Raw genomic sequence first — 23,090 nt, 5'->3', positions numbered from 1 at the left:
GGACCAGCCCACTCGGACACCCCTACCGCAGCCCACTCCCGAAGATCATCCAGCCCGTCCCCGACCCCCAGCCCCGCACCTGGCCCGACGCCCCACCCGGACGCCTGCCCGCCGACCTCCCCGGAGCACCAGACACGATCATGGCCCCACCACGCCCTCCCACCACCCCACCAGCACAAACCCCGGCACAACCAACCCGTAGGCACACGACCCAGACACCCGACGCGGACAGCCCCGGCACGGAGGAACACGACAACGCCACATCACAGGACGAATCGGGAGGAACACTCACCCAACGCGACCTCGAACCACCACCCTTTTGACGACCCCTCGCCTCCGGCACCGTTCGAGGGAGAAGCAGTGTCGGCCCCCGGCCCCGCATCCCGTTCGGGCACCGCGCCCGCCGCCGCGACGCTGAGCCCACGTCCGGCGCCACACGCGGCGCTGGCCCCTATGGCCTGGCCCCTATGGCCCTGGACCGTATGGCACTGGCCACTGGCCCCTGGTGAGGAACTGCACCTGTCGAACACCGCCTATTGGTCCACGCCGCTGCTCACCACCGCGCGGCGCGGGGCCGGGCCGCGGGCGTTCCGGGAGAACGACGGTGCGGCCTGACACATCGCCCCCAGTCGGCCCATTCCGTCCGCACGCAGCCGGTCGTAGTCCGTCAAGGCATGCGGGTGCGGCGTGCGCAACCGGTCCTCGCACACGCGTACGACCGCCTCAGCGGTGGAGTCGGCCACGTGCGACACGGCCGCACTCCATATCCTGCCGACGTCGAGATTTTGCCGACGTCGAGCAGGTCGGCTCCATGCCGAAGCGTCCTCACCGTGCTGACGGGCTGCTCCGGAATGTCCCGGCGCAGCCGTACGGGCTGAGGGCGAGCGGGAGGCGTTGCCGACACCGTGACCTGGGTGAGCAGCCGGTTCGCCGCCTGACGGGCGGCCGCTCCCTGAGCGGCGTGCTGCTGGGCCCTGCGCAGATCGGCCACCGCCACGACGAGACAGGCCGGCCTGCGAAGTCAGCGCAGGCGGGGGTCGAGGGCGTCGCGGACGACGTCGCCGAGCAGGAGGAAGCTCAGCACCGTGGCGGTGAGGAACAGCGCGGGGAAGAACAGCAGGTGGGGGTGATCGGCGAAGAACGTCTGGGCGATGTTCAGCTGCAGGCCCCACGACACCTCGGGGTACTGCAGGCCGACACCGAGGTAGTCGAGCGTCGCTTCACCGGCGATGACGTTGCCGACGTTCAGCATGGCCACGACGATGACCGGCGCGATCGCGTTGGGCAGGATATGCCGGAACATCAGCCTGCGGTCGCTCGCGCCCAGCATGCGGGCGGCGGCGACGAAGTCCATGTCCTTGACGGCGATGACCTGCCCGCGCATCAGCCGGGTCATGGTCGTCCAGCCGAGCAGCACGAGGACCAGTGTCATAGCCCATATCCCGTGGTCGGGGAAGGCGACCAGCACGACGGTCGCGCCCAGCACGAACGGGATGCCGAAGAACACGTCGGTGAGCCGGGAGATGAGTGCGTCGACGACGCCGCCGTAGTAGCCGCCCACCAGCCCCAGCAGGATGGAGATCAGCAGGGCGAAGACGGTGACCGCGACGCCGACCACGATGGAGGCCCGGGTGCCGTGCACGACCTGCGACCAGTAGTCGCAGCCCTGCAGGTCATACCCGAACAGGGCTCCGTCGGCCGGGCCGTGTTTCGACATGCGCAGGTTGCACGCCTCGTTGGGGCCCAGGCGGGCGAACAGCCCGGGGAAGGCCGCCATCGCGAGGGCCACCACCAGGACGGCGGCCGAGAACCAGAAGACCACCCGGCCGCGCAGCTCTCCCCAGGCGTCACGCGCGAGCACGGCGGATCCTCGGGTCGAGCACGCCGTACAGCAGGTCGACGGCAAGGTTGGCGAGAATGAAGATCATGACGAGCAGGGTGACGACGCCGACGACGACGGGACCCTCCTGGAGCTGGATGGACTGGAACACCTGCTGGCCGATGCCGGGCAGGTTGAAGATGCCCTCGGTGACGACCGCTCCGGCCATCAGGTTGCCGAAGTCGACACCGAGGTAGGTCACGACGGGGATGAGCGAGTTGCGCAGCGCGTGCAGCCCCACCACCCGGCGCCGGGACAGGCCCTTCGCGGTCGCCGTACGCACGTAGTCGGCGCGCAGGTTCTCCACGAGGGAGGTGCGGGTGAGCCTTGCGACGTACGCCAGCCCGAACGAGCCGAGGACCATGCCGGGCAGGAGGTAGCTGCCCGGCCAGCCCTCGTCTGTCCCCGCGGTCGGGAACAGCCCCAGATTGAGGCCCAGCACGATCTGGGCCGTGTACCCGACGACGAACACGGGGACCGCGATGACGAACGTGGTGCCGGCGAGGACCGCCGTGTCGGCGGCCCCGCCGCGGCGCAGCCCGGCCAGGACGCCGAGGCCGATGCCGACGACGAGCTCGAAGATCCAGGCGGTCAGCGCGAGCTGCGCGGTGACCGCCCACCGGTCCTGGAGGAGCTCGCTCACCGGCTGGCCGGTGAACGTCTCCCCCAGGTCGCCCCGGAACACCCCGAGCATGTAGTGCCCGTACTGCACGAGCAGCGGCTCGTCGAGGTGGTAGCGCGCCCGCATCACGGCGAGCACCTGCTCGGGCACCGGCTTGTCGCCCGCGAGCGCCAGGATCGGGTCGCCCGGCAGTGCGAACACCATCGCGTAGATCAGGAAGGTGGTCGCGAAGAACACCGGGATCGCCTGGGCCAGGCGCTGCGCGGCGTACCTCACCCTCGGGTCACCCCTGCTTGACGCTGATGGCGTCGAGGTTGGCGCTGTACGGCGTGACGTTCACTCCGCTGAGCCGGTTGGAGTAGCCGATCTGGTCCTGCCAGTTCCACAGCGGGATCATCGGCATCTCGGCCAGCGCGATGTCCTCGGCCTTCTGGTAGAGCGGGAGGCTCTCGTCGAAGGTCGGGGCGGTGTTGGCCTGGTGGATGAGGTCGAGGAACTCCTTGTTCTCCCAGCCCATCCGGTTGCCCTCGCCCCACATGGACTCCAGGTAGTTCTGCGGGCTCGGGTAGTCCATGACCCAGTTGTTGCGGTAGGGCCCGTCCTGCTTGTGGGCGCGGAGCGTCGACAGGTAGTCGGACGCCGGGATCTTGCGGAACTTGATGTCGGCGATGCCGAGGTTCTGCTTGAGCTGGTTGGCGATGGCCGTCATCCACTGCTCGTAGCTCGGGTCGGCGTTGGAGAACCACAGGTTCAGCGTGCCGCTGAAGCCGCCGGCCTGGTCGAACAGCGCCTTGGCCTTGGCCGGGTCGTACGTGCACGCCTCGCCGCAGGCGTTCTCGCGGTAGCCGGGCACCAGCGGGGCCAGCAGCGACGCCATCGGCTTGAACGTGCCGTTGTAGACCGCGTCGACGATGGCCTGCCGGTCGATCGCCATGGAGAAGGCCTTGCGCAGGTCGGGGTTGGCGAACCGCTTGTCGTAGACGGGGAAGCCGAGGTAGTCCATCGTGCCGCCGGCGGTCGCCACGAACCGGTCGCCGAGCAGGTTCTTGGCCTCCGGCGCGCTCGCCGGGGGGATCGTGAGCTGCAGGTCCACCCGGCCGGCCCGCAGGTCGGTGTAGGCGGTGTCGCGGCTGGCGTAGATCTTGAAGGTCACCTCGTCGGCCTTGGCCGCGCGCTCGCCGGTGTAGGTCGGCGAGCGCTTGACCTTGATCTGCTTGTCGTGTTCCCAGGCGCCGTCGAGGACGAACGGCCCGTTGCCGATCGGCGCCTGGTCGTACGCCTTGAGGTCGTCGAACGCGGCCTTCGGCATCGGCGCGAACGCGATCCACGCCAGCGTGATCGGGAACTGGCTGAACGGCGCGGTGAGCGTGACCTCAAGGGTGGTGTCGTCGACGACCTTGAGACCGCTCAGCTTGTCGGTGGAGGGCTCCCCGCTCTCGGGGTTGAGCTCGTCGTAGCCCTCGATCTTGTCGAAGTAGTAGTTGTTGGTCCACCCGTTGGGCCCGTACGCGGCCGCGTTCCACGAGTCGGCGAAGCTCTGCGCGGTCACCGGCTCGCCGTTGCTGAACTTCCGCCCCGGCTTGATCTTGATCGTCCAGACCTTCTGGTCGGTGCTGGTGACCGACTCCGCCGCCCGCATCTGCGGCTTGCCCGTCGCGGGATCGATGGCGACCGGTGTGTCGAACAACGCGTCGAGCACGGTGAGCGAGTAGCTGCTCGACGTGTTGCCGGGGGTGAGATGGTCGGGTTCGGTCAGCGCGACCGAGAACGCGTTCGCCGCCTTGTCACCGCCGCCGCCGTCGGACGACGACCCTCCCCCGCACCCACCGCTCAGCATGATGGCCGCCACAGCGAGGGCGGCCGCCCGGCTTCTCGTGACCCTCACTGGTCCTCCACCTCATCCGTCGTGTTGCGGGTGAGGGTAGGAAACGGGGCCGCCGACTGCATCGGAGACTTTACGTATTCCTTGCGCAACCTTTACCGGGCAGGCTGAGCATGGAGGATCCATGGATGCAATCAGCCTCAGCGCGCGGAGCCTGCACGCCGTCGCCGAACTGGGTTTTCAGGTGGCCCGGCAGGGGGCGCACGGGGCGATGACCGCGCTGGGCGAGGTCATCCCCGTGGAGGCCTATGAGTTCGTGGCGTTCGACCCGGCGACCGGCCGGCACCGTTCGCTGGTGGCGTCCGGGTACGCGCGGGTGGACGACGACGCCGCGGAGGAGTACGCCCGGCTCGACGCCTACCGCCGCGCCATGTCGCAGCGCACGCCCGTCGTCATGGGCTCCCCCGGCACCGAGCGCTACTTCCGCCGCCACCTGGAGCCGTACGGCTGGCGCGCGGGGATCACGACGCCGCTGTTCCTGACCGGCGGGCGCTACACCGGGATGCTGCACGTCAGCTCCCGCGCGGACCTGCCGCCCGAGGCGCCCGCGGTGATCAGCGCGGTCTCCCCCGCCCTGGCCCACCTCACCGACGTGACCCGCTGCGTCATCGACCCGCTCGGCCTGCCGCCCGGCTTCCACGCCGTGGCGTACGAACGGGGTGGGCGGCGCAGGGACGTGGCCGGATGGCCCCCGTCGGAGGTGCTCGCGGCCGAGCCGGCGATGGCGGAGCTGGCCAGGGCGTTCATCGACTCCCGCGAGCTGTCGCGCCGGGGCCTGTGGCTCGACGGCACCGGCCAGTGGCGCGAGCTGCGCCTGCACCGGGCGGGTGTGGGCTTCCACGGCTCCATCCAGGGCGCGGTCATCGCCGAGCGCCCGTGTGCCCTGCCCTACGACCTGACCTCGCGGGAGATAGAGGTGCTCACCCGGGTCGCGCAGGGCGACTCCAACCCGCAGATCGCCGCCGCGCTCGTGCTGAGCGTGCGCACCGTGACCACCCATCTGGAGCACATCTTCGCCAAGCTGGGCTGCGACAGCCGTACGCGCCTGACCACGAAGGTGCTGGCCGAGGGATTGTGCCGGCTCGACATCCCGTGACCCCGTAATGATCGCCCTCGCGGGACGCGCCGAGGCCGGGTCCGACATTATTGGCGCATGTCGGTTCACGAGCGTCGGCGGCTCCCCACGGGTCTGGAGCTGCTGTTCGGCGACGGCGGCGACGGCCGGGTGCTGTCCGTCGAGCTGCCGTCCGGGTCCCTCGTGTGGCCTGACCCCGACTACGACAAGCTGCGCACCCATCATCGCCCCTCCTTCTGGCTGAGCGACGAGCCGGTGCCGGCCGGGCTGTGGGCCCGGTTGCGTGCCGAGCACCCCCGGTCGGGCCTGTGGCCGGTGCTGCTGGAGGACGGCGTGCAGCCCTGGTCGGCCGGGCAGATCGCGCCGGACTCGCCCGCCCAGATCGACTACTACAGCGCGGCCGGGTTCATGGCCGAGACGTGGCAGGACCTGCTGCTGGGCCACGAGGCCTACCTCGCGCCGTTCGGGGCCGAGTGCCCGGGGATCGCGCCGCCCGCCGCGCTCGTGGCCGACCCCGACGTGGTCGCCGACTGGTACGCCGACGTGGTGGCCGAGCGGATGACGCCGCTGGGGCTCGCGGCGGTGAACCGCGGCGCCGACGCCATGGTCGCCATGGGCTGGCAGGGGGCGCTGCACCACAACGAATGGACCGTGCCGCTGGCGGCCGTCGTACGCAGCTGGGAGGAGCGGTTCGGGGCGCGGGTGGTCGGCATGGGATTCAACACGCTGGAGCTCAGCATCGCCGCGCCGCCCGCCACGCCCGCGCACGCGCTGCACGTGGCGGCCGAGCACTGGACGTTCTGTCCCGACAGCATCCTGCAGGGCCCGGGCACGCTCGCCGACTACGCCGAGCAGATCGTAGGCCAGAACGCCTGGTCGTTCTGGTGGGATTAGGGCGATAATTACCCGCGGACTGTTGGTGATCGAGGGGAGGCGGTTTGAGCGGCACGGAGCCGGGCGGGGGTGAACGGCCCGCGAAGGCGGCGGGTCTGAGCACCGGCACCGCGAACATCGCCAGGATGAGCGACTATCTGCTCGGCGGCAAGGACAACTTCGCGGCCGACCGCGAGTTCGCCGAGCGGCTGATGGCCATCGCTCCCGAGGTCAAGACGATGGCCGTGGACACCCGCGAGTTCCTCGAACGGGTCGTGCATTTCCTCATCGGGCAGGGGGTGCGGCAGTTCCTCAACATCGCGTCCGGGCTGCCGACCCGGCGCAACACCCACGAGGTCGCCCAGGAGCTCGCCCCCGACGCGCGCGTGGTGTACGTGGACGACGACCCGGTGGTGCTCAACCACGCGCGGGCCATGCTCGCCCGTGATCCCGGCACCGGGGTGGTCGACGGCTCGATCCTGCGCCCGGCGGAGATGCTGGCCGACCCCGAGATGATCCGGCTCATCGACTTCGAGCAGCCGGTGGCCGTGCTGATCCCGGCCCGGCTGCAGTATCTTCCCGACGCCCTTGAGCCGTACAAGTGCGTGGCCCGGGTGCGCGACCACCTCGCGCCGGGCAGCTACCTCGCCATCGGTCACGCGGTCTTCGACAGCCGTCCCGAGCTGGCCGGGCCGATCGTGGACCTGTTCCAGCACATCGTGCCGCAGGCCCACGACGCGCCGCGCGACCGCGAGAAGGTGCTGCGCTTCTTCGACGGCACCGAGCTCGTCGAGCCCGGCCTCGTCTACATCCGCCAGTGGCGGCCGGACACCCCGCAGAGCACCGGCCAGGCCCAGCGCGTGTGGATCGTCGGCGGCATCGGCCGGGTGCCCTGACGGCCTACCCGGGTCTCTGCCGGGTCCCTACCGGTCTCTGCCGGGTCTCTACCGGATGAGCACGCACGAGGGGGTGCCCACCGCCAGCGCCTCGCCGACCGGCTCGGGCAGCCCGTCCTTGAGCACCAGCAGGGCGATGGAATCGGACCGCTGGTTGGCGACGTAGAGGCGGTCGCCGTCGATCGCGAAGTGGCGCGGCCAGCTTCCGCCCGACGGCACTTCGGACACCATCGTGAGGCGGGGTCCGTCGACCTCGAAGACGCTGATGGTGTCCGGCCCACGGTTGCCGACGTAGAGGTAACGGCCGTCGGCGGACAGTGCGATGTGGGAGGGCAGGTTCTCCTCGCCCTCCAGTACGGCGTCGCTCGCCCGCACCGCTCCTGCCTCCCGCCACTCGGCGTCATAGACGCGCACGCTGCCGTCGAGCTCACCGGTGACGTACCAGTAGCCCTCGTGGTGCAGGAAGTGCCGGGGGCCGCTGCCGGAGGCCAGCCGTACGGGGCCGTCCGGGTGCGGGCGCATGCCGGGCAGGAAGCGGCGCATCTCGTCGGTGCCGAGGTCGCTCACGTACAGCACGCCGTCGGGCCCGAAGACCGCCTCGTGCGCGTGCGGGCACTCCTGCCGGTCGGGGTTCGGGCCGTGGCCCTCGTGCCGGAACGTCAGCGGCTCGGGCTCGGGCATCCCGTCCTCGCCCAGCCGGTAGGCCGTGACGGTCCCGTCACCGTAGTTGGCGATCACCAGCCACCGGCCCTCGGGGTCGATCGCCAGGTGGCACGGCAGCGAGCCGCCGCTGGTGTGCTCGGCCAGCAGCCGGGGGGCGGGATCCTCGTCGGCGAGGACCGCGAGCCCGCCGTCCTCGGCACGTTCGAGCACGGCGTACAGCAGCGGCAGCCGCGGGTGCGCGATGACGAACGACGGCCCGGAGACGGCCGTCTCGGCCACCGCCTCCAGCCGCCCGTCCGGGTGCTGCCGGGCCACCGTCAGGCCGGGGCCCGACCCCTCCGTGTCGGGGGTGTATCCACCGATCACCAGACCGGGTCGGGACATTCGCCCTCCAAAGGATCAAAACGTTGGGGTATCGCATGTTATCGGCCAGGCGGGGCCCGGGTGGACGACCGCCACCGGGCAGGGGGCGCGCCGCAGCAGTCCCTGCCCGACCGAACCGAGCAATCCCGCTCCCGTTCTGTGTGCCCCCACGACCAGCAGCCACGCCTCCCGGGCGCACGCCAGCAGGGCGGGCAGCGCCGGCCCCTGGACGACCCTGGTCTCGATCGCGAGCCGGGCCCGGCAGCGCAGCCGCCACGGCTCGGTCATCCGCGCCAGCGCCCGCTCGCCCTCCGCCGCGTGCCCTCTGGTGGCGTGCACCACGGTCAGCGGCAGCGACCTGCCGCGGGCGACCTCCACGGCGAAACGCAGCACGGACTCCGCCTCGGCACCGGCCTCCGCCGCCGCGTCGATGCCCGCCACGACACCTCCGGCGGGCGGCGCGGACGCCTGCGCGCCCACCACGACGACCGGGCAGACGGCGTGCGCCGCCGCGTACGCGCTGACCGAGCCACGCAGCAGCCCGGCCAGCCTGGCCAGCCCGCCCGCGCTCCGGCGGCCCAGCACCAGCATGGCGGCGTTGCCGCTGAGGCCGACCAGCGTGTCCCTGGGGTCTCCCCGCACGAGCACGGGACGAACCTCGCGGCCCGGCAGCAGGCGTTCGGCCAGCCGCACCCCCTCGAACAGCCGCAGCCCCGCCAGCCGGCGCTCCTCGGCGGCGACGGCCTCGGCGCGCTCCGGGTCGGCGCCGTCCCACACATGGCACACGGCGACGCCCGTACGGTGGCGGGCCCGGCACTCCGCCGCCGCCCACACGACCGCGGCCCGGCTCTGCCGGGTGCCGTCGTAGGCGACGACGATCTCCTGCTTCATCTCACTCACGCGGCCCGCGCCGCGCGCAGGACGCGCTCCATGAACCCAGCAGAGCACCCGGGCACCGGCCGCGGCTCCGGGCGAAAGCCACCGGCCCCCGGGACCTTCGGCCCGCAGGACCCACAGGACTCGCAGCCCCCGCCCGGCCTGACCTGGCCCGATGCGCTCCGGTTCGGCCACCTGCCCCCGGCGGCGAACCGGTCCCCCGGTGGGGCCGACGGCATCGTGCGGTCGGTGCGCGCCGCCGATGAGGTCGGGGCGAAACCTTCCCGCGCCGCCGACGAGGGGCCGTCCGAAGGCCGGTCCGCGCGCCGGGGACAAAACGCGCCAGGATAGGGCGCACGAGCGCAGGACGCGCCGGAACGGGGCATACCGAGGCAGAACGGGGCATACCGAGGCAGGACGCGCCGGGACAGGACACACCGGGACTGGACACACCGGGACTGGACGCACGAGCGCAGGACGCGCCGGGACAGGGTAATGATCCGTGCCGGACTTCCCCAGGACGCCGGCCGAGCCCAGCGATCCGGGCATATGCCCCATGTCGCTTTTATCCACCGATGCATGGGCGGGTGGTTGCCAGGTGTCTCGGCACTGCGCGGACGTCTTCAGAATCGACCTCGTCGCGGCGGTGCGGCGGCTCGCGGTGGCCGCGCTCGTCGTCTCGATGGCCGGCCTCGCCCTCGCGGAATCGGCGGAGGCGGCCTCCGCTCCACTGCGCCGCAAGCCCCACGGGCCCGCGGCCACGAAGGCGGCAGCCCGTGCACAGGCCCGCGCCAAGGCTGCGGCACAGGCCAAGGCCCAGGCGAAGGCACAGGCCAAGCCCAAGCCCGGCCCGTACGGTTACCAGGCGGTCCGAGGCGGGCGTACCAGCGCCAAGCAGTACAAGTCGGGCCAGGGCAGAAACATTCAGAACCTCAACGGCGTTTTCACGCCCTCACTGCTGAGCGGCCCGCAGTCGACCTCCGTCACGTCCGCCGGAAAGATCACCAGCCAGGGCGGCTTCTGCGCCCCCGGCAGCCGATCGTGCGACATCTCGCAGAGCATGAGGTGATCAGCGAAGCGGCACGCATCATCGGAGGCGGGTGAACGGGCGAGGGACCGAAGACGACCGCCCGCGGGAGCACGTGCGCCCGATCCCGGGTGACCAGCACAGCCGACCAGGCCGCCACTGCCAAGGACCACTGCCACCAGACGAGGCTGCGGCTCGGCCGGCGCACTCAGATCTGGTGACGGCGCCATCTCCGGTCGGCCACCGCCCAGGCGGCCTCCCATTCGCGGTAGCGCCTGCGGTCCAGCCGGCGGCGCGCGAGCGCGAAGCAGGCCCAGGCCAGAACGGCGACGCTCGCGACGACGCCGGCGGCGGCCAGGACCGCCCTCGTCACCGTCTCGGCCCGATGCGGCGGCGGCGCGGCCGGCCTGCCCTCGGCGTCCACCCACAGCCGCGCGTTCGCCGGGCCGTCCCGCAGGATGAGCGCCACCGGGACCACGCCCTCCCGGACCTCCCCGGACGGCAGCGTCCAGCGCACCGAACTCGCCACGGGCACACCGCGCCCGCCCGCCGGTACGGCGAGGCTCTCCCCGGCGGAAGCGGCCTCGAGCGAATCGGCCCGGGCAGACGCCGCCCCGGCGGAGGCCACCTGGACGGAAGCGGTGCCGATGGAAGCAGCCCCGGCGGAAGCCGCCTGGACGGGACCGGCCTCAGCAGACTCAGCTCGGGCGGAACCGGCCCCGGTGGAGGCAGCCCCGGCGGAAGCCGCCTGGATGGGAGCGGCTCCGACAAGGGTGGCCTCGACCAGGTGGCGTGCCCCCGGCCCGACCCGCTCGGCCGCGACGCCGGCGTCGTACACGGTGTGAGCGGCCAGCGCCGCGGGCCACACCGAGAACAGGACGGCGGCCAGCGCCGCCGCCGCGAGCGCCGCCTCGATCCGGTCGGAACGGCGGCGCAGCGGGTTGTGATCGGGCCGGTAGCGACGTAACCGCGACACAACCCAGCGGGCGATCGGCCTCATGGCGCACCTCCTGTCGGGCCTCAGGAGATCCCACTTCCCCGGGCGGGCCCGTCCACGCCCGCCCGGGAAAGCCCTCCCGGAAGCCTCCGGGGAAGCTCCCCGGGGGTGGCCCCGGGGAGCCAGGGGAGCCCCAGCTCAACTTCGACCGGGCGGCGGCGGACACGACCTTGCCCTTCTCCGCGGGCGTCAGCAGGCCGGCCGCGACCCACTCCTCGGCGCTCCTCCCAGCCGCCCGGCGGCTGTGCGCCGAGGGTACAAAGCGCCGGACCCAGATGCGGGACCCAGATGCGAGGCTCAGGCGCGGGGCCCAAGCACGGGACCCAGATGCGGGCCCAGACGCGGGACCCAGGCGCGGGACCCAGGCGCGGGACCCAAGCACGTCCGTGCCGGTGGCGTCCATCGCCGCCGCGTGGGCCTTCGGCCCCGGCTGGGCATGCCCGACGACCAGGCGCTGGCGTTCACCTGGGGCTGGTCCACGGCGGTCGCGGCGGCCTGGGGGTCAGGGGCGCGCGGTCACTCCATCACGTCGGAGGCGGCGCGGCGGACGCTCTCGCTCTCGTCGATGACGAACCCCAGCCGCATGATCATCTGCGGTGCCTCTTCCGAGCACAGGTGCCTGCGGATGAACTCCCGCAACTCCGGCATCTCCAGCGCCTGGGTGTGGAACGCGACGCTCACGCCGTACGCGGAGGCGTGCAGCAGCATCCGCTGCAGCGCCTCGCCCGCGCGCAGCCAGTCCTCCCGGCGGTCGCCCGCGGTGGTGAGCAGCGCCACGAGACCCGTCGAGGTGCACACCCGCTCGTCCGGTGCCATCCCCCACTCGTGGCCCCGGGCGTAGTCCCGCTGCGCGAAGTGCTGGGGCTGCGTACGCCGGGGATCGGTCGGATAACCGCCCGCGGGCACGCCGTCGCGGCGCGAGCTGCCGGGCGGCCGGGCCCAGCGCATGAGTTCGAGGACGAACAACCGGTCCTGCGACTGCACGTCCTGGGCCGCGCCGGTGAGCGCGGCGAGCACCCGCGCGGACGCATCCGATCTGATCGGCATCAGGTGGCCGTCCTCGGCCGCCGCCTCGGTCACGAGCGCGTCGACCAGCGGATCGGGCACCGGCAGGGCGGTGAACCCCGACCGGTGGGTGCGGCGGCGCTCGATCTCCGCGTGCAGCAGGCGGGTGTGCTCGCCCGGCTCCCGCCCCGGCCTCACCCGTACGGTGGCCAGCAGCAGCGGGCGCTCCGGGTCGGGGAAACGCCGCACCTGGGGTTCATAGCCGAGGGCCTGCAGCGTGATCCGCACGTTCAGCAGCGCGGCGCCGCAACTGATCGTCATCTGCCGGCCGGTGGGGTCGGAGACCCGCAGCTTCCTGTCGGGGTCGGCGCGCAGGCAGATCTCGTCCCCGGAGACGCCGAACGACCAGGGCTGGGTGTTGTGGATCGAAGGCGCCCACAGCGCCGCCTCCACCGCCGTCCTCGCGGCCTGCGCGATCCCTTCAGCGGTCCGAGTGTTCACGGTTCCCTCCCCTGGCGGTTCCGGGGTTCGGTCAGAGCAACGGCGGGGCGATCAGCAGGTCGTCCACGAGGAAGGCGAGGTCGGCGTCCACCTCGACGACGCCCTCGACACGGCGTACGGCGTGCAGCAGCGGCTTGATGTCCGACCTGCGGGGCACCTGCCCGCTCATCGTGACCACGCCGCCGGAGACGGTGATCCGGAGGTCGTCGGGGGCGAGGTTCATCAGGGCGGCGATCTCCTCGATGTCGGCCAGGATGTCCTCCGCCGGGCGCACGAACACCCGCAGCAGGTCGCCCTGGTGGACCGTCCCCACGATGCGGCCGGTCATGGCGTCGATCACTGGCAACTGCTTGATCCGGTTGCGGTGCATCAGCCGGGCCGCGTCCCGCACGGACGTGCCGCCGGTGACAGTGATCGCGGGACGCGTCATGATCTGGCCGGCCGTCGTGCCCGCCGCCTTCCGGCGCTCCTCGCGCCTGCGGGGACCGTCGAGCACGCTCTCGACCGGATCGATCTCCTTCAGCAGGATGTCATCCTCCGACACCACCCCGACCGGGCGCCGGTCGGCGTCGATCACGGTGACCGCGCCCACCTTGAACCGCTGCATGGTGGCGACCAGGTCCGCGAACGACGCGTCCATCGGCACCGCGATCGCGACCTTGCCCATGACATCCTTCACCTTCGCCGTCATGACGACGCCTCCCATCTCTCAGTGCCCAGCGTGCCTCCGCCGTGTCTTGCCAGGTCAGCGGTGAAGGTCCTCACCCCCTGGGACTTTCGGCCACCCGTCGCGCCGCCCACCGCGCCACACCCTCCGCCACACGGTCCGCCATACCGTCCGCCGCGTCACGCCCTCCGCCACACCCTCCGCCGCGTCACCGTCCGTCGCGCCGCCCGGGGCAGGGCATGGCGAAGGGCCCTGTGGCCAGGGCCCTCCGTCCCTTCGTTTCCGGCCCGTACGGCGATGCGATGGGTATGAGACCGGCAGCGGGCCCGTAGAGGGGAGCCGATCATGCACATGAAGGTGCGGGACGTCATGACGAGCGAGGTCGCCTCCGTCAACGGCAGCACGCCGTTCAGGGACGTGGCCGAGGTCCTCATCGCGCACGAGGTCAGCGCCGTGCCCGTCGTCGACGGCGAGGGCCACGTGGTCGGTGTGGTCTCCGAGGCCGATCTGCTGCGCAAGGAGGAGTTCCGCGAGCAGTACTACCGCGAGGGCTACCGCCCGCCGCTACGCGCCCGCCTGCGCGAGGCCATGGGGCACCGGGCCGCCAGGGTCCAGGAGCGGGCCCGTGGGGCGACCGCCGCCGAGCTCATGTCCGCCCCCGCGATCACCACCCGGCCGTACACCAGCGTGGTCAGCGCCGCACGCGAGATGACCCGGCACGGGGTCAAGCGCCTGCCCGTCGTGGACGACGAGGGCGTGCTCGTGGGCATCGTCAGCCGCCACGACCTGCTCAAGGTCCTCGCCCGCGCGGACGCGGACATCGCCCGCGAGGTGCGCGAGGACGTCATCGGCAACTGCCTGTGGGCCGACCTGTCGGGCGTCGAGCTGTCGGTGTCGGAAGGCGTCGTGACGCTCACCGGCAGTCTGGAGCGCCGCTCGCAGGCACGGGTGCTCACGCGGATGGTCGAACGGACCAACGGCGTGATCGGGGTCGTCGACCGCCTGGAATGGAAGGAGGACGACGTCGGCCCCTGGGAAGAGCCCTGACCGGGCGCTGTCCCGCCTCGCTCGCCGGAGCGACGGAAACACCGAACACCCCTGCCCGGCCATCAGGAAGGGCAAGGGTGTTCCGGCGCGTTCCGGCGCTCTTATCGCCTCAACAGGCCGTGAGCGGCGACGGCCGCGTCCCGCCTCTGGCAAGCCCGATTATCGATGGCACGCCGGCCGAAGACGTGATCGCTCCGCTCGATTGGTCAGGATGCATTGGCGCAGATCGCGAACGGGCGGAAAACCGCCGTGAACTGGCTGTTGTTGAAGAACACCAGACTCCACCCCGTATTTGTGGCGTTCGGCGCGGATGTAACGTTGGAGACGACGCTGTCTTCGACCGAAATACCCCCGGACAACAGCTGATATCCCCCGGAAATCACCACCGTCCCGGCGGGGCACAAAGCTCCTCCGCTCGCGACGTTCACCCCTCCGGGCACGGTGATTTCGGGTCCGGTGACGACCTGATAGCCCGAAACTCCCGCAGGCCCAGCGGGCCCAGCCGGACCAGCGGGACCTGCCGGACCGGTCGCCCCAGCAGGACCGGCGGGACCTGCCGGTCCAGCGGGACCTGCGGGACCTGCGGGACCCTGGGCGCCCGTCGGCCCCTGCGGACCAGCCGGGCCCGCGGGCCCTCGCTCACCGGGCGGACCGGCCGCCCCCTTGGGACCCACCTGCCCCTTGGGACCCACCTGCCCCTTGGGACCTGCCAGCCCCTGCGGACCCGCGGGCCCCCGCGCGCCGGGCGCACCGGCAGGCCCTGCCGGACCCACCGGCCCTTGCGGCCCCGCCACCTGGCTCTGGCGAGGCTCCCCGTCCGAGCTCAGGACAGCGTGCTGCGTGCTCAAGGTCTGCGCCGTCGCGTCAGAGCTCTGCCAGTTGTACGGCAGTGCCGACGACGTCGTCTGCGTCTTCTGAACCGGCGTCAGCACCTCGGTGAGATCCCGCAGCATGTTCTGCTTCTGGTTCACATCCTGACGCCCGTGTTGCCGCTGCTTGTTCTTGCTCTTGTTCTTGTTCTTCTCGTTCGGGTCCGAGCGATGAGAGGAGCGAACGGCGAGGAGAAGGTGTCCATAGCGAACATAAGAGACGGCCTCACGTGCAGCACTGGCAGATTCGATGGCGACGACGTCAGTCACGGAGACGGCACCGGCGGTCAGCACGGTGCCGATTGCGAAAACCCTGAACAGGCTGCCGAACGTGGGCAACTTGATCTCCTCTTATGGGATTCCACACATAGATGTGCGATGTCGGAATTTCCGGGAGAAGCCCGTAGGCCACAGGTCTCCCGGCACGGATCATCTTGCATCCATTCATTTGCTTCGCTTGCGCCCGACACACAGGCGTCGAACGCCGCCACCCGTTTGTTTGTCGCGTTATTAATTGCGGCCTTCGAGGTGGTCCGCGACCGTGAAAAGCCGCGACCGGGATCACATCCGTCCGGCTCGGGGCGGCACATTCGATCCCGGAGGACGGTGGAATCCCTCTCGCCCTGCATAAGGGAAGCGGTGATTTTTCACGACGAACGGCGGACATCACAAAACAGCGCGCCACCTGCGCCGATAGCAGAATCTTCGGACGCGATAGGCGCACTCGACGGGATCTGTTCTGGAAAAAGTGGTTTCCGCTCTCCCTGCGGCGGTAGCGAAGTAAGAGACCGACCAAGCGAGAGACAAGGAGAAGCACGTGATCACTCGCGAGCAGATCCCCATGGTGCTCGGCAACCCGGTCCGCGACCTCAACGGCGACAAGATCGGCGAGGTCGCGCAGGTCTTGCTCGACGACGCGACCGGACGGCCGAAGTGGCTCTGCGTCAAGACCGGGCTTCTCCACACCAGGAAGACCTTCGTCCCGCCGCACAAGGCGACCCTGACGGCCGGCCATGTCGAGGTCCCGTACGACAAGGAGCGCGTCAAGAGCGCGCCCGACGTGCGCCTTGAGGCCGACGGCCACCTGTCCGCCGAGCAGGAGCGTGCGCTCTACCGCCACTACGACATGGACTGGGACGCCGCCTGGGAGCGCGCCAACAGGCCCGGCAGCCTCACCGGCTGGGCCGCCAGCGCCGGGCGACGTGAACGCGAACGGCTGGGGATCGGCGCGGACGGACGCCGGACCTACGCGGACGGACGCCGGATCTACACGGACGGACGCCGGATCTACACGGACTACGCCGTGACCCGCGTCGGGGATCGGTACGGCGTGGACGACCCGGCGCTCGGCTCCAGGGACCGGCTGGACGCCGACATCCCCGGCACGCGCCCGGGCGAGCCGCTGGGGCCGCGAAACCCCGAGACGCTGCCCGAGCAGTTGTTCGGCGCGGGCGATCCCTCACGCACGACGAGCGAGTGGTATGCCACGGAGGACCCGGCGGCCCGGGCGCTGGAACGGTTCGGCACCGGCGATCCGCTGACGAACGCCGGCGACAGGTTCGTCGTCTACCGGGACGCCCGTGATCTGGACATCCGCCGCCGCGGCATCCCCGGCCGCGACGAGCCGCGCCTCTGACCGGAGGAACCCAGCACCGGAAAACCCAGCACCGGAAAACCCAGCACCGGAAAACCCCAACTGGAGAAACCGGAACCGGAAAGAGCCGGCGAGCCGCTCGCCGATCAGCCCCCGTTGCCCCGGTGTGCCTCCGCCCCGCCCCGGGGCAACGGCATGCCCGTGCCCGGCCGTTCCCGGCCCCAAGGCCACAGCGCGCCCGGCTCCGTGCCCGGCTCCGCAGACTCCGCCCCCGCCCCGGGGCAACGGCATGCCCGTGCCCGGCCGTTCCCGGCCCCAAGGCCACAGCGCGCCCGGCTCCGTGCCCGGCTCCGCAGACTCCGCCCCCGCCCCGGGGCAACGGCATACCCGTGCCCGGCCGTTCCCGGCCCCAAGGCCACAGCGCGCCCGGCTCCGTGCCCGGCTCCGCAGACTCCGCCCCCGCCCCGAGGTAGCGGCATGCCCGGCTCGGGGGTGTTTCGGCCGCCTGTCAGTCGTCGTCGACGACCTCGCCGTGGACCACGCGGCCCCTGCCCGCTCCTGCGGGCCCGCCGAAGGCGTCCGCCCCGTCGAACCCCCCGGCCCCGTTGAACCCGGCCCCGTTGAACCCGGCCCCGTTGAACCCGGTCCCGTTGAACCCAGGCCCGTTGAACCCGGTCCCACCGAACCCGGCGGTCCCGTCGAAGAGCGGCGCGTACGGCGAGCGGGCGGCGAGCGAGCGCACCCTGCGGCCGAGGAACCACGACACCCAGCGCCGGGCGATCGGCCGGGTGAACGGCAGGATCATGAAGAACCCGAACACGTCGCTGATGAAGCCGGGGGTCATCAGGAGGGCGCCGCCTGCGACGATCAACGCGCCGTCGGCGAGCTCCTTGTCGGGCATGCGTCCCGACTCGATGGCCGCGCGCAGCGCCGCCCACGCCCGCCGGCCCTCACGGCGCATCAGCCAGGCGCCGAGCATGCTGTCGGCGATGAGCAGGGCGACGGTCTCCCATCCGCCGATCACGGATCCCACCTGGATCAGGAACCAGATCTCCAGGACGGGAACCACGAGGAACGCGAGGAACAGCCCGATCCGCACCATGTCTTGCCCCACTCACCCGGCACTCGTACGTCTGCGTCAACGCTCCCGTGGCCGTGGGGGTTCCGGTAGGTCGTGTTCATCGCCGCGGGCGAAACCGCTCCCCCAGCCCGGTGACCCCCCAGATGGCCACGCGCCAGAAGGCCTCGAAGATGATCTTCCGGCTCATCTTGCTGCTGCCCACAGTACGCTCCACGAACGTGATGGGCCGCTCGGTCACCCGCAGGCCCTGCCGTACGGTGCGGAGCGTGAGGTCCACCTGGAAGCAGTAGCCCTGCGACTCGACGTCGTCCAGCCCGATCTTCTCCAGGGTGGCCGCGCGGTAGGCGCGGAAGCCCGCCGTGGCGTCGCGCACCGGGATGCCGAGCACCAGCCGGACGTAGGTGTTGGCCCCACGGGACAGGATCTCGCGCGAGACCGGCCAGTTGACGGTCTTGCCGCCGGGCACCCAGCGGGAGCCGATCGCCAGGTCGGCGCCGTCGGCCACCGCGTCGAGCAGCTTGTGCAGCTCCTCGGGCTGGTGGGAGCCGTCGGCGTCCATCTCCACCAGCACGTCGTAGCCCTCGTCCAGGCCCCAGCGGAATCCGGCGATGTAGGCGGCGCCGAGCCCCTGCTTGCTCGTCCTGTGCATGACGTGGACGTGGTCGTCCACCTCGGCCAGCTCGTCGGCGATCCGGCCGGTGCCGTCGGGACTGTTGTCGTCGGCGACGAGGAGGTGCACGTCGGGCAGCGCCTCACGGAGCCGCCGGGTGATCAACGGGAGGTTCTCCCTCTCGTTGTATGTGGGGACGATCACGAGCACCCGCCCGGGGGTCCGCTCCATCAGCTCTTCCTCCGCCCAGAGATGGCCGCCACCGTCGCTCCGGCTCCCATGAGTATCATGATCCACTCCGGCAGCGCACCTGCCTCCGCCGCCACCGTGTTCTTGGTCCTGACGGGGACGTCCAGGACGTCCATCCCCGCCACCAGCTCGCCGGTGTGCCAGCCGACCCGGCCGTCGGGGCCGACGTACGCGGAGATGCCCGTGGTAGCCGCGGTGACCACGGCCCGGTTGAACTCCACGGCCCGCAGCTGCGACATCGCGAGCTGCTGCGGCGGCAGGTTGGTGAGGGCGTAGCTGGCGTTGTTGGTCTGCACGACCAGCGGCGTGCCGCCGGCGAGCACCGTGTCGCGCACCGTGCTGTCGAACGCCACCTCGTAGCACTCCACCGTGCCGATCGTCACGGGCCCCATCCGCAGCGCCCCCGGCTTGTCCCCGGCGACCGACTGCCTGCCGACGAGCTGCGCCCGCGACGACAGCGCCAGGAACAGGTCCTTCAGCGGCGTGTACTCGCCGAACGGCACCAGCCGCCGCTTGTCGTAGTACACGCCCGGGCCGGTGACCGGGTCCCAGACCACGCCGCGGGTGGCCCGGTTCTCGGTGCCGATCTTGACCACCGCGCCGACGAGGATCGGCACGCCGATGTCCTTCGCGGCGGAGTCGATCACCTGCCGGGCGTACGCGCTGCTGTAGGGGTCGATGTCGGTGGAGTTCTCCGGCCACACCACGATGTCGGGCCGCTGCAGCTTCCCGGCACGTACGGCCTCGGCCATCCGGTGCGTCTCGTCGGCGTGGTTGCGCAGCACGACGGCGGGCTCGTCGCCGAGGAAGTACATCCCCCGCCCAGGGACGTTGCCCTGGATGACACCGATCCGCACTGTCCTGCCTTCGTCGCCGGGCCGGGGCACGACCAGCCCCAACACCGGTACGGCTATCGCGGCGAGGAGCGTTCCGGCAAGCACCCGGTCGGCCCGCCACCTCGGCGGACGCCGTGTGACCAGCGCGGCGAGCAGGGCCCCCGTGAGGGCGACCGTGAAACTTACAAGCGGGGCGCCGCCCAGCGCGGCGAAGCCGGTGTACGGCGACTCGCCCTGGCTGAAGGCCAGCCGCGCCCAGGGGAAGCCCCCGAAGGGGAACAGCCCGCGGGCCCACTCCTGCACGACCCACAGGCAGGCCACCCAGAGCGGCCACAGGCGCAGCCGCATGACGAGGACGGCCAGACAGGCCAGGGCGGCCCAGAACAGGCTCTCGACGCCCGCCAGGGCCAGCCAGGCGTCGTCCCCGATCGGGCGGACCCAGGCCAGCGTCGGCAGCAGGAACGCCAGCGCCCCGAGATAGCCGATCCACGCGGCCCGGCGCAGCCGCAGGCCACGCAACGCGAGGGCGAGCAGCGCGACGCCGACCGGTGCGCAGAACCACCACCCGAGGGGCGGGAAGGCGAGATAGAGCACCAGGCCGCCCACGACGGAGGCGGCGAGGCGGATCAGCACGCCCGGCACGCGCGGTTTCGGCGCCCCGGCGGCGGGCGGAGCCGCGTCCTGTGCCGTCTTGAGTGCCACGGCTCGCCTCTCCTCGTGTGTCGGTCGTCCTGACGCAAAAATCATTCCAGGTCAGGGTCGCAGACGGCGGCGCGGCCCGCCAAACCGTCTCCGCTACTTTACGGGCGGCGTCCAAGGGCGATCACGCGGACGAAAAGACGAAGAAGGAAACGAAAAGGGAAGGAGGCCCGGGCGGCCCTTCGGACCGGTTCCGTCCCGTCGGCGGCGGGCGCGGAGCTCCGTTGTCTACTGGGCGCCCGGGCCCCTCCTGGGTCCAACCCCCCGGCCGGATGGGGTGCCCCGCCTCGGCGGGACGCCACCCTGCGCCTGGTGTGCTGACGGAGTCACGCTCCGTCATCGACGCAGAGGTCGGCGACGCCATAGAACGGCCAACCGGTCAGTCCCGTGCTGGACTGCGCAGCAAACTACCGACCTCAGCGCAGATGTCAACCACGCTCCGATCAGCGGAAACACCACATTTCCGCAGGTGGGAGCGGTGTCGCTTCAGCGACGTTCGAGACCGTTCAGGACCTCGGGCAGTTCGTCCACGTGGACCACGCCGAGGCGGCTCGTGGCCCGGGTCAGCGCGACGTAGAGGTCGCTCGGGCCGCGCGGCGACTCGCGCAGGATGCGGCCGGGCTCCACCACGATCACCGAGTCGAACTCCAGCCCCTTGGCCTCGGTCACCGACAGCACCGCCACGGGGGCGTCCAGCGCGGCCGGGCCGGGGCCGGTGGCCGCGCCCGGAACGGCACCCCGTACGATCGTTCCGACGTCCTCGGTCATCCCCGCCGGTGCGACGACCACGAGGCGGCCCTCCCCCAGGACCCCCGGCGCCGCCTCCGCCGCGATCACCGGGCCCGCCTCCGCGAGGCCGGCGACCCGCAGGGCCCACGGCCGCTCGCCCGTCTCCCGCACCGACTCCGGCGCCTTCAGGTCGGGGCCGACGAGTTCGAGCACGCGGGCGGCGACCTCCATCAGCTCGGCGGGGGTGCGGTAGTTGACGCTGAGGTGCTCCTCGCGCCAGCGGCCCGCGACGTACGGGTCGAGGACCCGGGCCCAGCTCGCCGCGCCCGCGGCCGACCCGGTCTGGGCGATGTCGCCGACGATCGTCATGGACCGGCTCGGGATGCGGCGCATGACCATCCGCCAGGCCATCTCGGACAGCTCCTGTGCCTCGTCCACGATCACGTGACCGAAGGCCCACGTGCGGTCCCTGGCGGCCCGCTCGGCGGTGGTGAGGTAGGTCTCCTCGGCCTGCTGCCGTTCGGCGAAGCGCTCGGCGTCCATGATGTCGGCCAGGCCGGTCAGCTCCAGCACCTCGCGGGCGTAGGCGATGCGCTCCTCGCGCTCCTGCTCGGCCCGCCGCGCCGCCCGCAGCACCCCTTCGTCGATGTCCCCGAGCAGCTCCGCGGCCTCGTCGAGCAGCGGCACGTCGGCCGGGCTCCACCAGGTCTCCCCCGCCTTCTCCCCCGGTCTGGGCGGCTCGCGCAGCAGCAGGTCGCGCTCCGGCCCGTCCAGCCCGGCCGCCGCCATCCGGTCGCGGTCGGTGAACAGGCCGATCAGGAGTTGCTGCGGCGTGAGGTAGGGCCACAGCCGGTTGAGCGCCACCCGCACCGGCTCCTCGGTGCGCAGGTCCTCGCGCAGGTCGGCGAAGTCGGCGTCGTCGAGGTTGCCGCGGCCCAGGTGTCGGGCGGCCTGCCGGGTCAGCACGGTCAGCAGGTGCCGTACGAAGACGGCCCTGGCCTGGTTGTGCGGACGGCGCGAGCGGCCGGCCTTCGACCGGGCCGCCTCCAGCGTCTGCCGGTCGAGCTTCAGCGTGAACTTGTCGAGCTTGATCTCCACGGGTGTGCGCGGCATCCGCTGGCGCTCCCGTACGGCCCGGGCGATCACGTCGGCCATCGCGATGCGGCCCTTGACCGCCGCGACCTCGGGCGGCTCCTCCCGGGTCGCGGTGACCCCGGGGTACAGCTCGCCCACGGTGGACAGCAGCACGTCGGTCTCGCCGAGGGACGGCAGCACCTGCTCGATGTAGCGCATGAAGGTCGGGTTGGGCCCGAGGATCAGCACGCCCCGGCGTTCCAGGCGCTCCCGGTAGGTGTAGAGCAGGTAGGCCGCACGGTGCAGGGCCACCACGGTCTTGCCGGTGCCGGGGCCGCCCTGGACGACGAGCACGCCGTTCAGGTCACTCCGGATGATCTTGTCCTGCTCGGCCTGGATGGTGGCGACGATGTCGCGCATGCGGCCGGTGCGCTTCTCGCCGAGCGCGGCCAGCAGCGCCGCCTCGCCGTTGAGCGAGGCCCGGTCGGCGTCGGTGAGGCTGTCGAGGTCGAGCAGGTCGTCGTCGATCGCGGTGACCCTGCGGCCCCGCGTGTGCAGGTGACGCCGCCGGGTGACGCCCATCGGCGCGGCGGGGGTGGCCCGGTAGAACGGCTGTGCCACGGGGGCCCGCCAGTCGATCAGCAGCCGGTGCTGGTCGTCGTCCGACAGCCCGATGCGGCCGATGTAGAGCCGCTCGCCCTCCGCGTGGTCGAGCCTGCCGAAGCACAGGCCGTTCTCCACCGCCCAGAGGCGGGCGAGGCGCTGGGGGTACATGACGGCGAAGCTGTCGCGCTCCGAGCGGTTCTGGTGGGTGCCGAAGGCCCCCTGGGCGAGCACGGCGTCGAGCTGCCCGCGCGTGCGCTCCCGCAGCACGTCGAGGCGCTCGTACAGCGCGGCGACGTACTTCTGCTCCCGGGCCAGCTCGCCCGTCGAAGACTCTGGCATAGGCCGCCAGATTCTACGTGCCGTGCCGCCC

At 71.8% G+C, this 23,090-nt stretch carries 20 protein-coding genes; 7 read left to right on the top strand and 13 right to left on the bottom strand.

What is annotated here, in order from left to right; genetic code table 11:
- Positions 1 to 453: 453 nt before the first annotated feature.
- Positions 454 to 615: a hypothetical protein gene (locus FLV34_RS41320; protein WP_168065868.1), complete on the top strand. Its 162-nt coding sequence runs from the start codon at positions 454 to 456 to the stop codon at positions 613 to 615.
- A gap of 406 nt (positions 616 to 1,021) precedes the next feature.
- Here the strand turns inward: FLV34_RS41320 and FLV34_RS05840 are convergent, their stop codons facing one another.
- From FLV34_RS05840 to FLV34_RS05830, 3 genes are read right to left on the bottom strand one after another with little or no spacing between them, the layout of a single operon-like run.
- A complete protein-coding gene (locus FLV34_RS05840; RefSeq protein ID WP_260617219.1) occupies positions 1,022 to 1,861 on the bottom strand; it encodes an ABC transporter permease in 840 nt (279 codons plus the stop codon).
- Positions 1,848 to 2,777 carry an ABC transporter permease gene (locus tag FLV34_RS05835; protein ID WP_142647310.1) on the bottom strand — a complete coding sequence of 310 codons (930 nt, stop codon included), beginning with the start codon at positions 2,775 to 2,777 and terminating at the stop codon, positions 1,848 to 1,850. The genes FLV34_RS05840 and FLV34_RS05835 overlap by 14 nt, the downstream gene beginning before the upstream one ends.
- 7 nt (positions 2,778 to 2,784) lie before the next feature.
- Positions 2,785 to 4,386, bottom strand: coding sequence for an ABC transporter substrate-binding protein (locus tag FLV34_RS05830; protein WP_147942537.1), 1,602 nt, complete (start codon positions 4,384 to 4,386; stop codon positions 2,785 to 2,787).
- A 121-nt stretch (positions 4,387 to 4,507) separates the two neighbouring features.
- Between FLV34_RS05830 and FLV34_RS05825 the strand changes: the two genes are divergently transcribed.
- The 3 genes from FLV34_RS05825 to FLV34_RS05815 are packed head-to-tail and all read left to right on the top strand — an operon-like array spanning position 4,508 to position 7,227.
- Positions 4,508 to 5,479 (top strand): LuxR C-terminal-related transcriptional regulator, encoded by a 972-nt coding sequence (locus tag FLV34_RS05825; RefSeq protein ID WP_142647312.1) that lies wholly within the window; start codon positions 4,508 to 4,510, stop codon positions 5,477 to 5,479.
- Between the two features lie 57 nt (positions 5,480 to 5,536).
- The gene (locus tag FLV34_RS05820; protein WP_142647313.1) at positions 5,537 to 6,352 is read left to right on the top strand and encodes a DUF4253 domain-containing protein; all 816 of its coding nucleotides are present in this window, start codon (positions 5,537 to 5,539) and stop codon (positions 6,350 to 6,352) included.
- Between the two features lie 44 nt (positions 6,353 to 6,396).
- Complete coding sequence (locus tag FLV34_RS05815) at positions 6,397 to 7,227, top strand: SAM-dependent methyltransferase (RefSeq protein WP_261985668.1); 831 nt, start codon at positions 6,397 to 6,399, stop codon at positions 7,225 to 7,227.
- Positions 7,228 to 7,275: 48 nt separating this feature from the next.
- Here the strand turns inward: FLV34_RS05815 and FLV34_RS05810 are convergent, their stop codons facing one another.
- Entirely contained in the window at positions 7,276 to 8,274 is a 999-nt protein-coding gene (locus FLV34_RS05810) for a lactonase family protein (RefSeq protein WP_142647314.1), read from the bottom strand.
- Positions 8,275 to 8,289: 15 nt separating this feature from the next.
- Positions 8,290 to 9,144: a universal stress protein gene (locus FLV34_RS40230; RefSeq protein ID WP_240971358.1), complete on the bottom strand. Its 855-nt coding sequence runs from the start codon at positions 9,142 to 9,144 to the stop codon at positions 8,290 to 8,292.
- A 583-nt stretch (positions 9,145 to 9,727) separates the two neighbouring features.
- Between FLV34_RS40230 and FLV34_RS40225 the strand changes: the two genes are divergently transcribed.
- Positions 9,728 to 10,198 (top strand): hypothetical protein, encoded by a 471-nt coding sequence (locus FLV34_RS40225; RefSeq protein WP_185948962.1) that lies wholly within the window; start codon positions 9,728 to 9,730, stop codon positions 10,196 to 10,198.
- Positions 10,199 to 10,364: 166 nt separating this feature from the next.
- Here FLV34_RS40225 and FLV34_RS05795 read toward each other — a convergent pair whose 3' ends face one another.
- The 3 genes from FLV34_RS05795 to FLV34_RS05785 form a co-directional block, all read right to left on the bottom strand.
- Positions 10,365 to 11,156 carry a hypothetical protein gene (locus FLV34_RS05795; protein WP_147942535.1) on the bottom strand — a complete coding sequence of 264 codons (792 nt, stop codon included), beginning with the start codon at positions 11,154 to 11,156 and terminating at the stop codon, positions 10,365 to 10,367.
- Positions 11,157 to 11,669: 513 nt separating this feature from the next.
- Positions 11,670 to 12,659, bottom strand: a complete 990-nt coding sequence (locus FLV34_RS05790; protein ID WP_142647318.1) for a nitroreductase family protein — start codon at positions 12,657 to 12,659, stop codon at positions 11,670 to 11,672.
- Positions 12,660 to 12,690: 31 nt separating this feature from the next.
- Positions 12,691 to 13,350, bottom strand: a complete 660-nt coding sequence (locus tag FLV34_RS05785) for a CBS domain-containing protein (RefSeq protein ID WP_142647319.1) — start codon at positions 13,348 to 13,350, stop codon at positions 12,691 to 12,693.
- A gap of 321 nt (positions 13,351 to 13,671) precedes the next feature.
- Between FLV34_RS05785 and FLV34_RS05780 the strand changes: the two genes are divergently transcribed.
- Positions 13,672 to 14,373: a CBS domain-containing protein gene (locus FLV34_RS05780; RefSeq protein WP_142647320.1), complete on the top strand. Its 702-nt coding sequence runs from the start codon at positions 13,672 to 13,674 to the stop codon at positions 14,371 to 14,373.
- Positions 14,374 to 14,579: 206 nt separating this feature from the next.
- Here the strand turns inward: FLV34_RS05780 and FLV34_RS05775 are convergent, their stop codons facing one another.
- Complete coding sequence (locus tag FLV34_RS05775; RefSeq protein ID WP_222709419.1) at positions 14,580 to 15,581, bottom strand: collagen-like protein; 1,002 nt, start codon at positions 15,579 to 15,581, stop codon at positions 14,580 to 14,582.
- Positions 15,582 to 16,059: 478 nt separating this feature from the next.
- Here FLV34_RS05775 and FLV34_RS05770 point away from each other — a divergent pair, with 478 nt between their 5' ends.
- Positions 16,060 to 16,878 carry a PRC-barrel domain-containing protein gene (locus FLV34_RS05770; protein WP_147942534.1) on the top strand — a complete coding sequence of 273 codons (819 nt, stop codon included), beginning with the start codon at positions 16,060 to 16,062 and terminating at the stop codon, positions 16,876 to 16,878.
- A gap of 466 nt (positions 16,879 to 17,344) precedes the next feature.
- Here FLV34_RS05770 and FLV34_RS05765 read toward each other — a convergent pair whose 3' ends face one another.
- From FLV34_RS05765 to FLV34_RS05750, 4 genes are all read right to left on the bottom strand, one after another.
- Positions 17,345 to 17,938 (bottom strand): FxsA family protein, encoded by a 594-nt coding sequence (locus FLV34_RS05765; protein ID WP_147942533.1) that lies wholly within the window; start codon positions 17,936 to 17,938, stop codon positions 17,345 to 17,347.
- A gap of 76 nt (positions 17,939 to 18,014) precedes the next feature.
- Positions 18,015 to 18,758 carry a polyprenol monophosphomannose synthase gene (locus FLV34_RS05760; protein ID WP_147942532.1) on the bottom strand — a complete coding sequence of 248 codons (744 nt, stop codon included), beginning with the start codon at positions 18,756 to 18,758 and terminating at the stop codon, positions 18,015 to 18,017.
- Positions 18,758 to 20,314 (bottom strand): apolipoprotein N-acyltransferase, encoded by a 1,557-nt coding sequence (gene lnt, locus FLV34_RS05755; protein WP_260617220.1) that lies wholly within the window; start codon positions 20,312 to 20,314, stop codon positions 18,758 to 18,760. The genes FLV34_RS05760 and lnt overlap by 1 nt, the downstream gene beginning before the upstream one ends.
- Positions 20,315 to 20,797: 483 nt before the next feature.
- Positions 20,798 to 23,059 (bottom strand): PhoH family protein, encoded by a 2,262-nt coding sequence (locus tag FLV34_RS05750; RefSeq protein WP_147942531.1) that lies wholly within the window; start codon positions 23,057 to 23,059, stop codon positions 20,798 to 20,800.
- Between the last annotated feature and the right edge of the window lie 31 nt (positions 23,060 to 23,090).

This window comes from Microbispora sp. CSR-4 (assembly GCF_008033685.1).
Classification (GTDB): domain Bacteria; phylum Actinomycetota; class Actinomycetes; order Streptosporangiales; family Streptosporangiaceae; genus Microbispora.
This window is presented reverse-complemented; position numbering and strand designations above follow the sequence as displayed.

Coding starts and splice junctions, on each gene's coding strand:
- FLV34_RS05810 (WP_142647314.1), bottom strand. CDS start 8,274: ATGTCCCGACCCGGTCTGGTGATCGGTGGATACACCCCCGACACGGAG.
- FLV34_RS05765 (WP_147942533.1), bottom strand. CDS start 17,938: ATGGTGCGGATCGGGCTGTTCCTCGCGTTCCTCGTGGTTCCCGTCCTG.
- FLV34_RS05795 (WP_147942535.1), bottom strand. CDS start 11,156: ATGAGGCCGATCGCCCGCTGGGTTGTGTCGCGGTTACGTCGCTACCGG.
- FLV34_RS05760 (WP_147942532.1), bottom strand. CDS start 18,758: ATGGAGCGGACCCCCGGGCGGGTGCTCGTGATCGTCCCCACATACAAC.
- FLV34_RS05785 (WP_142647319.1), bottom strand. CDS start 13,350: ATGACGGCGAAGGTGAAGGATGTCATGGGCAAGGTCGCGATCGCGGTG.
- FLV34_RS05750 (WP_147942531.1), bottom strand. CDS start 23,059: ATGCCAGAGTCTTCGACGGGCGAGCTGGCCCGGGAGCAGAAGTACGTC.
- FLV34_RS40230 (WP_240971358.1), bottom strand. CDS start 9,144: ATGAAGCAGGAGATCGTCGTCGCCTACGACGGCACCCGGCAGAGCCGG.
- FLV34_RS05825 (WP_142647312.1), top strand. CDS start 4,508: ATGGATGCAATCAGCCTCAGCGCGCGGAGCCTGCACGCCGTCGCCGAA.
- FLV34_RS41320 (WP_168065868.1), top strand. CDS start 454: ATGGCCTGGCCCCTATGGCCCTGGACCGTATGGCACTGGCCACTGGCC.
- FLV34_RS05820 (WP_142647313.1), top strand. CDS start 5,537: ATGTCGGTTCACGAGCGTCGGCGGCTCCCCACGGGTCTGGAGCTGCTG.
- FLV34_RS05780 (WP_142647320.1), top strand. CDS start 13,672: ATGCACATGAAGGTGCGGGACGTCATGACGAGCGAGGTCGCCTCCGTC.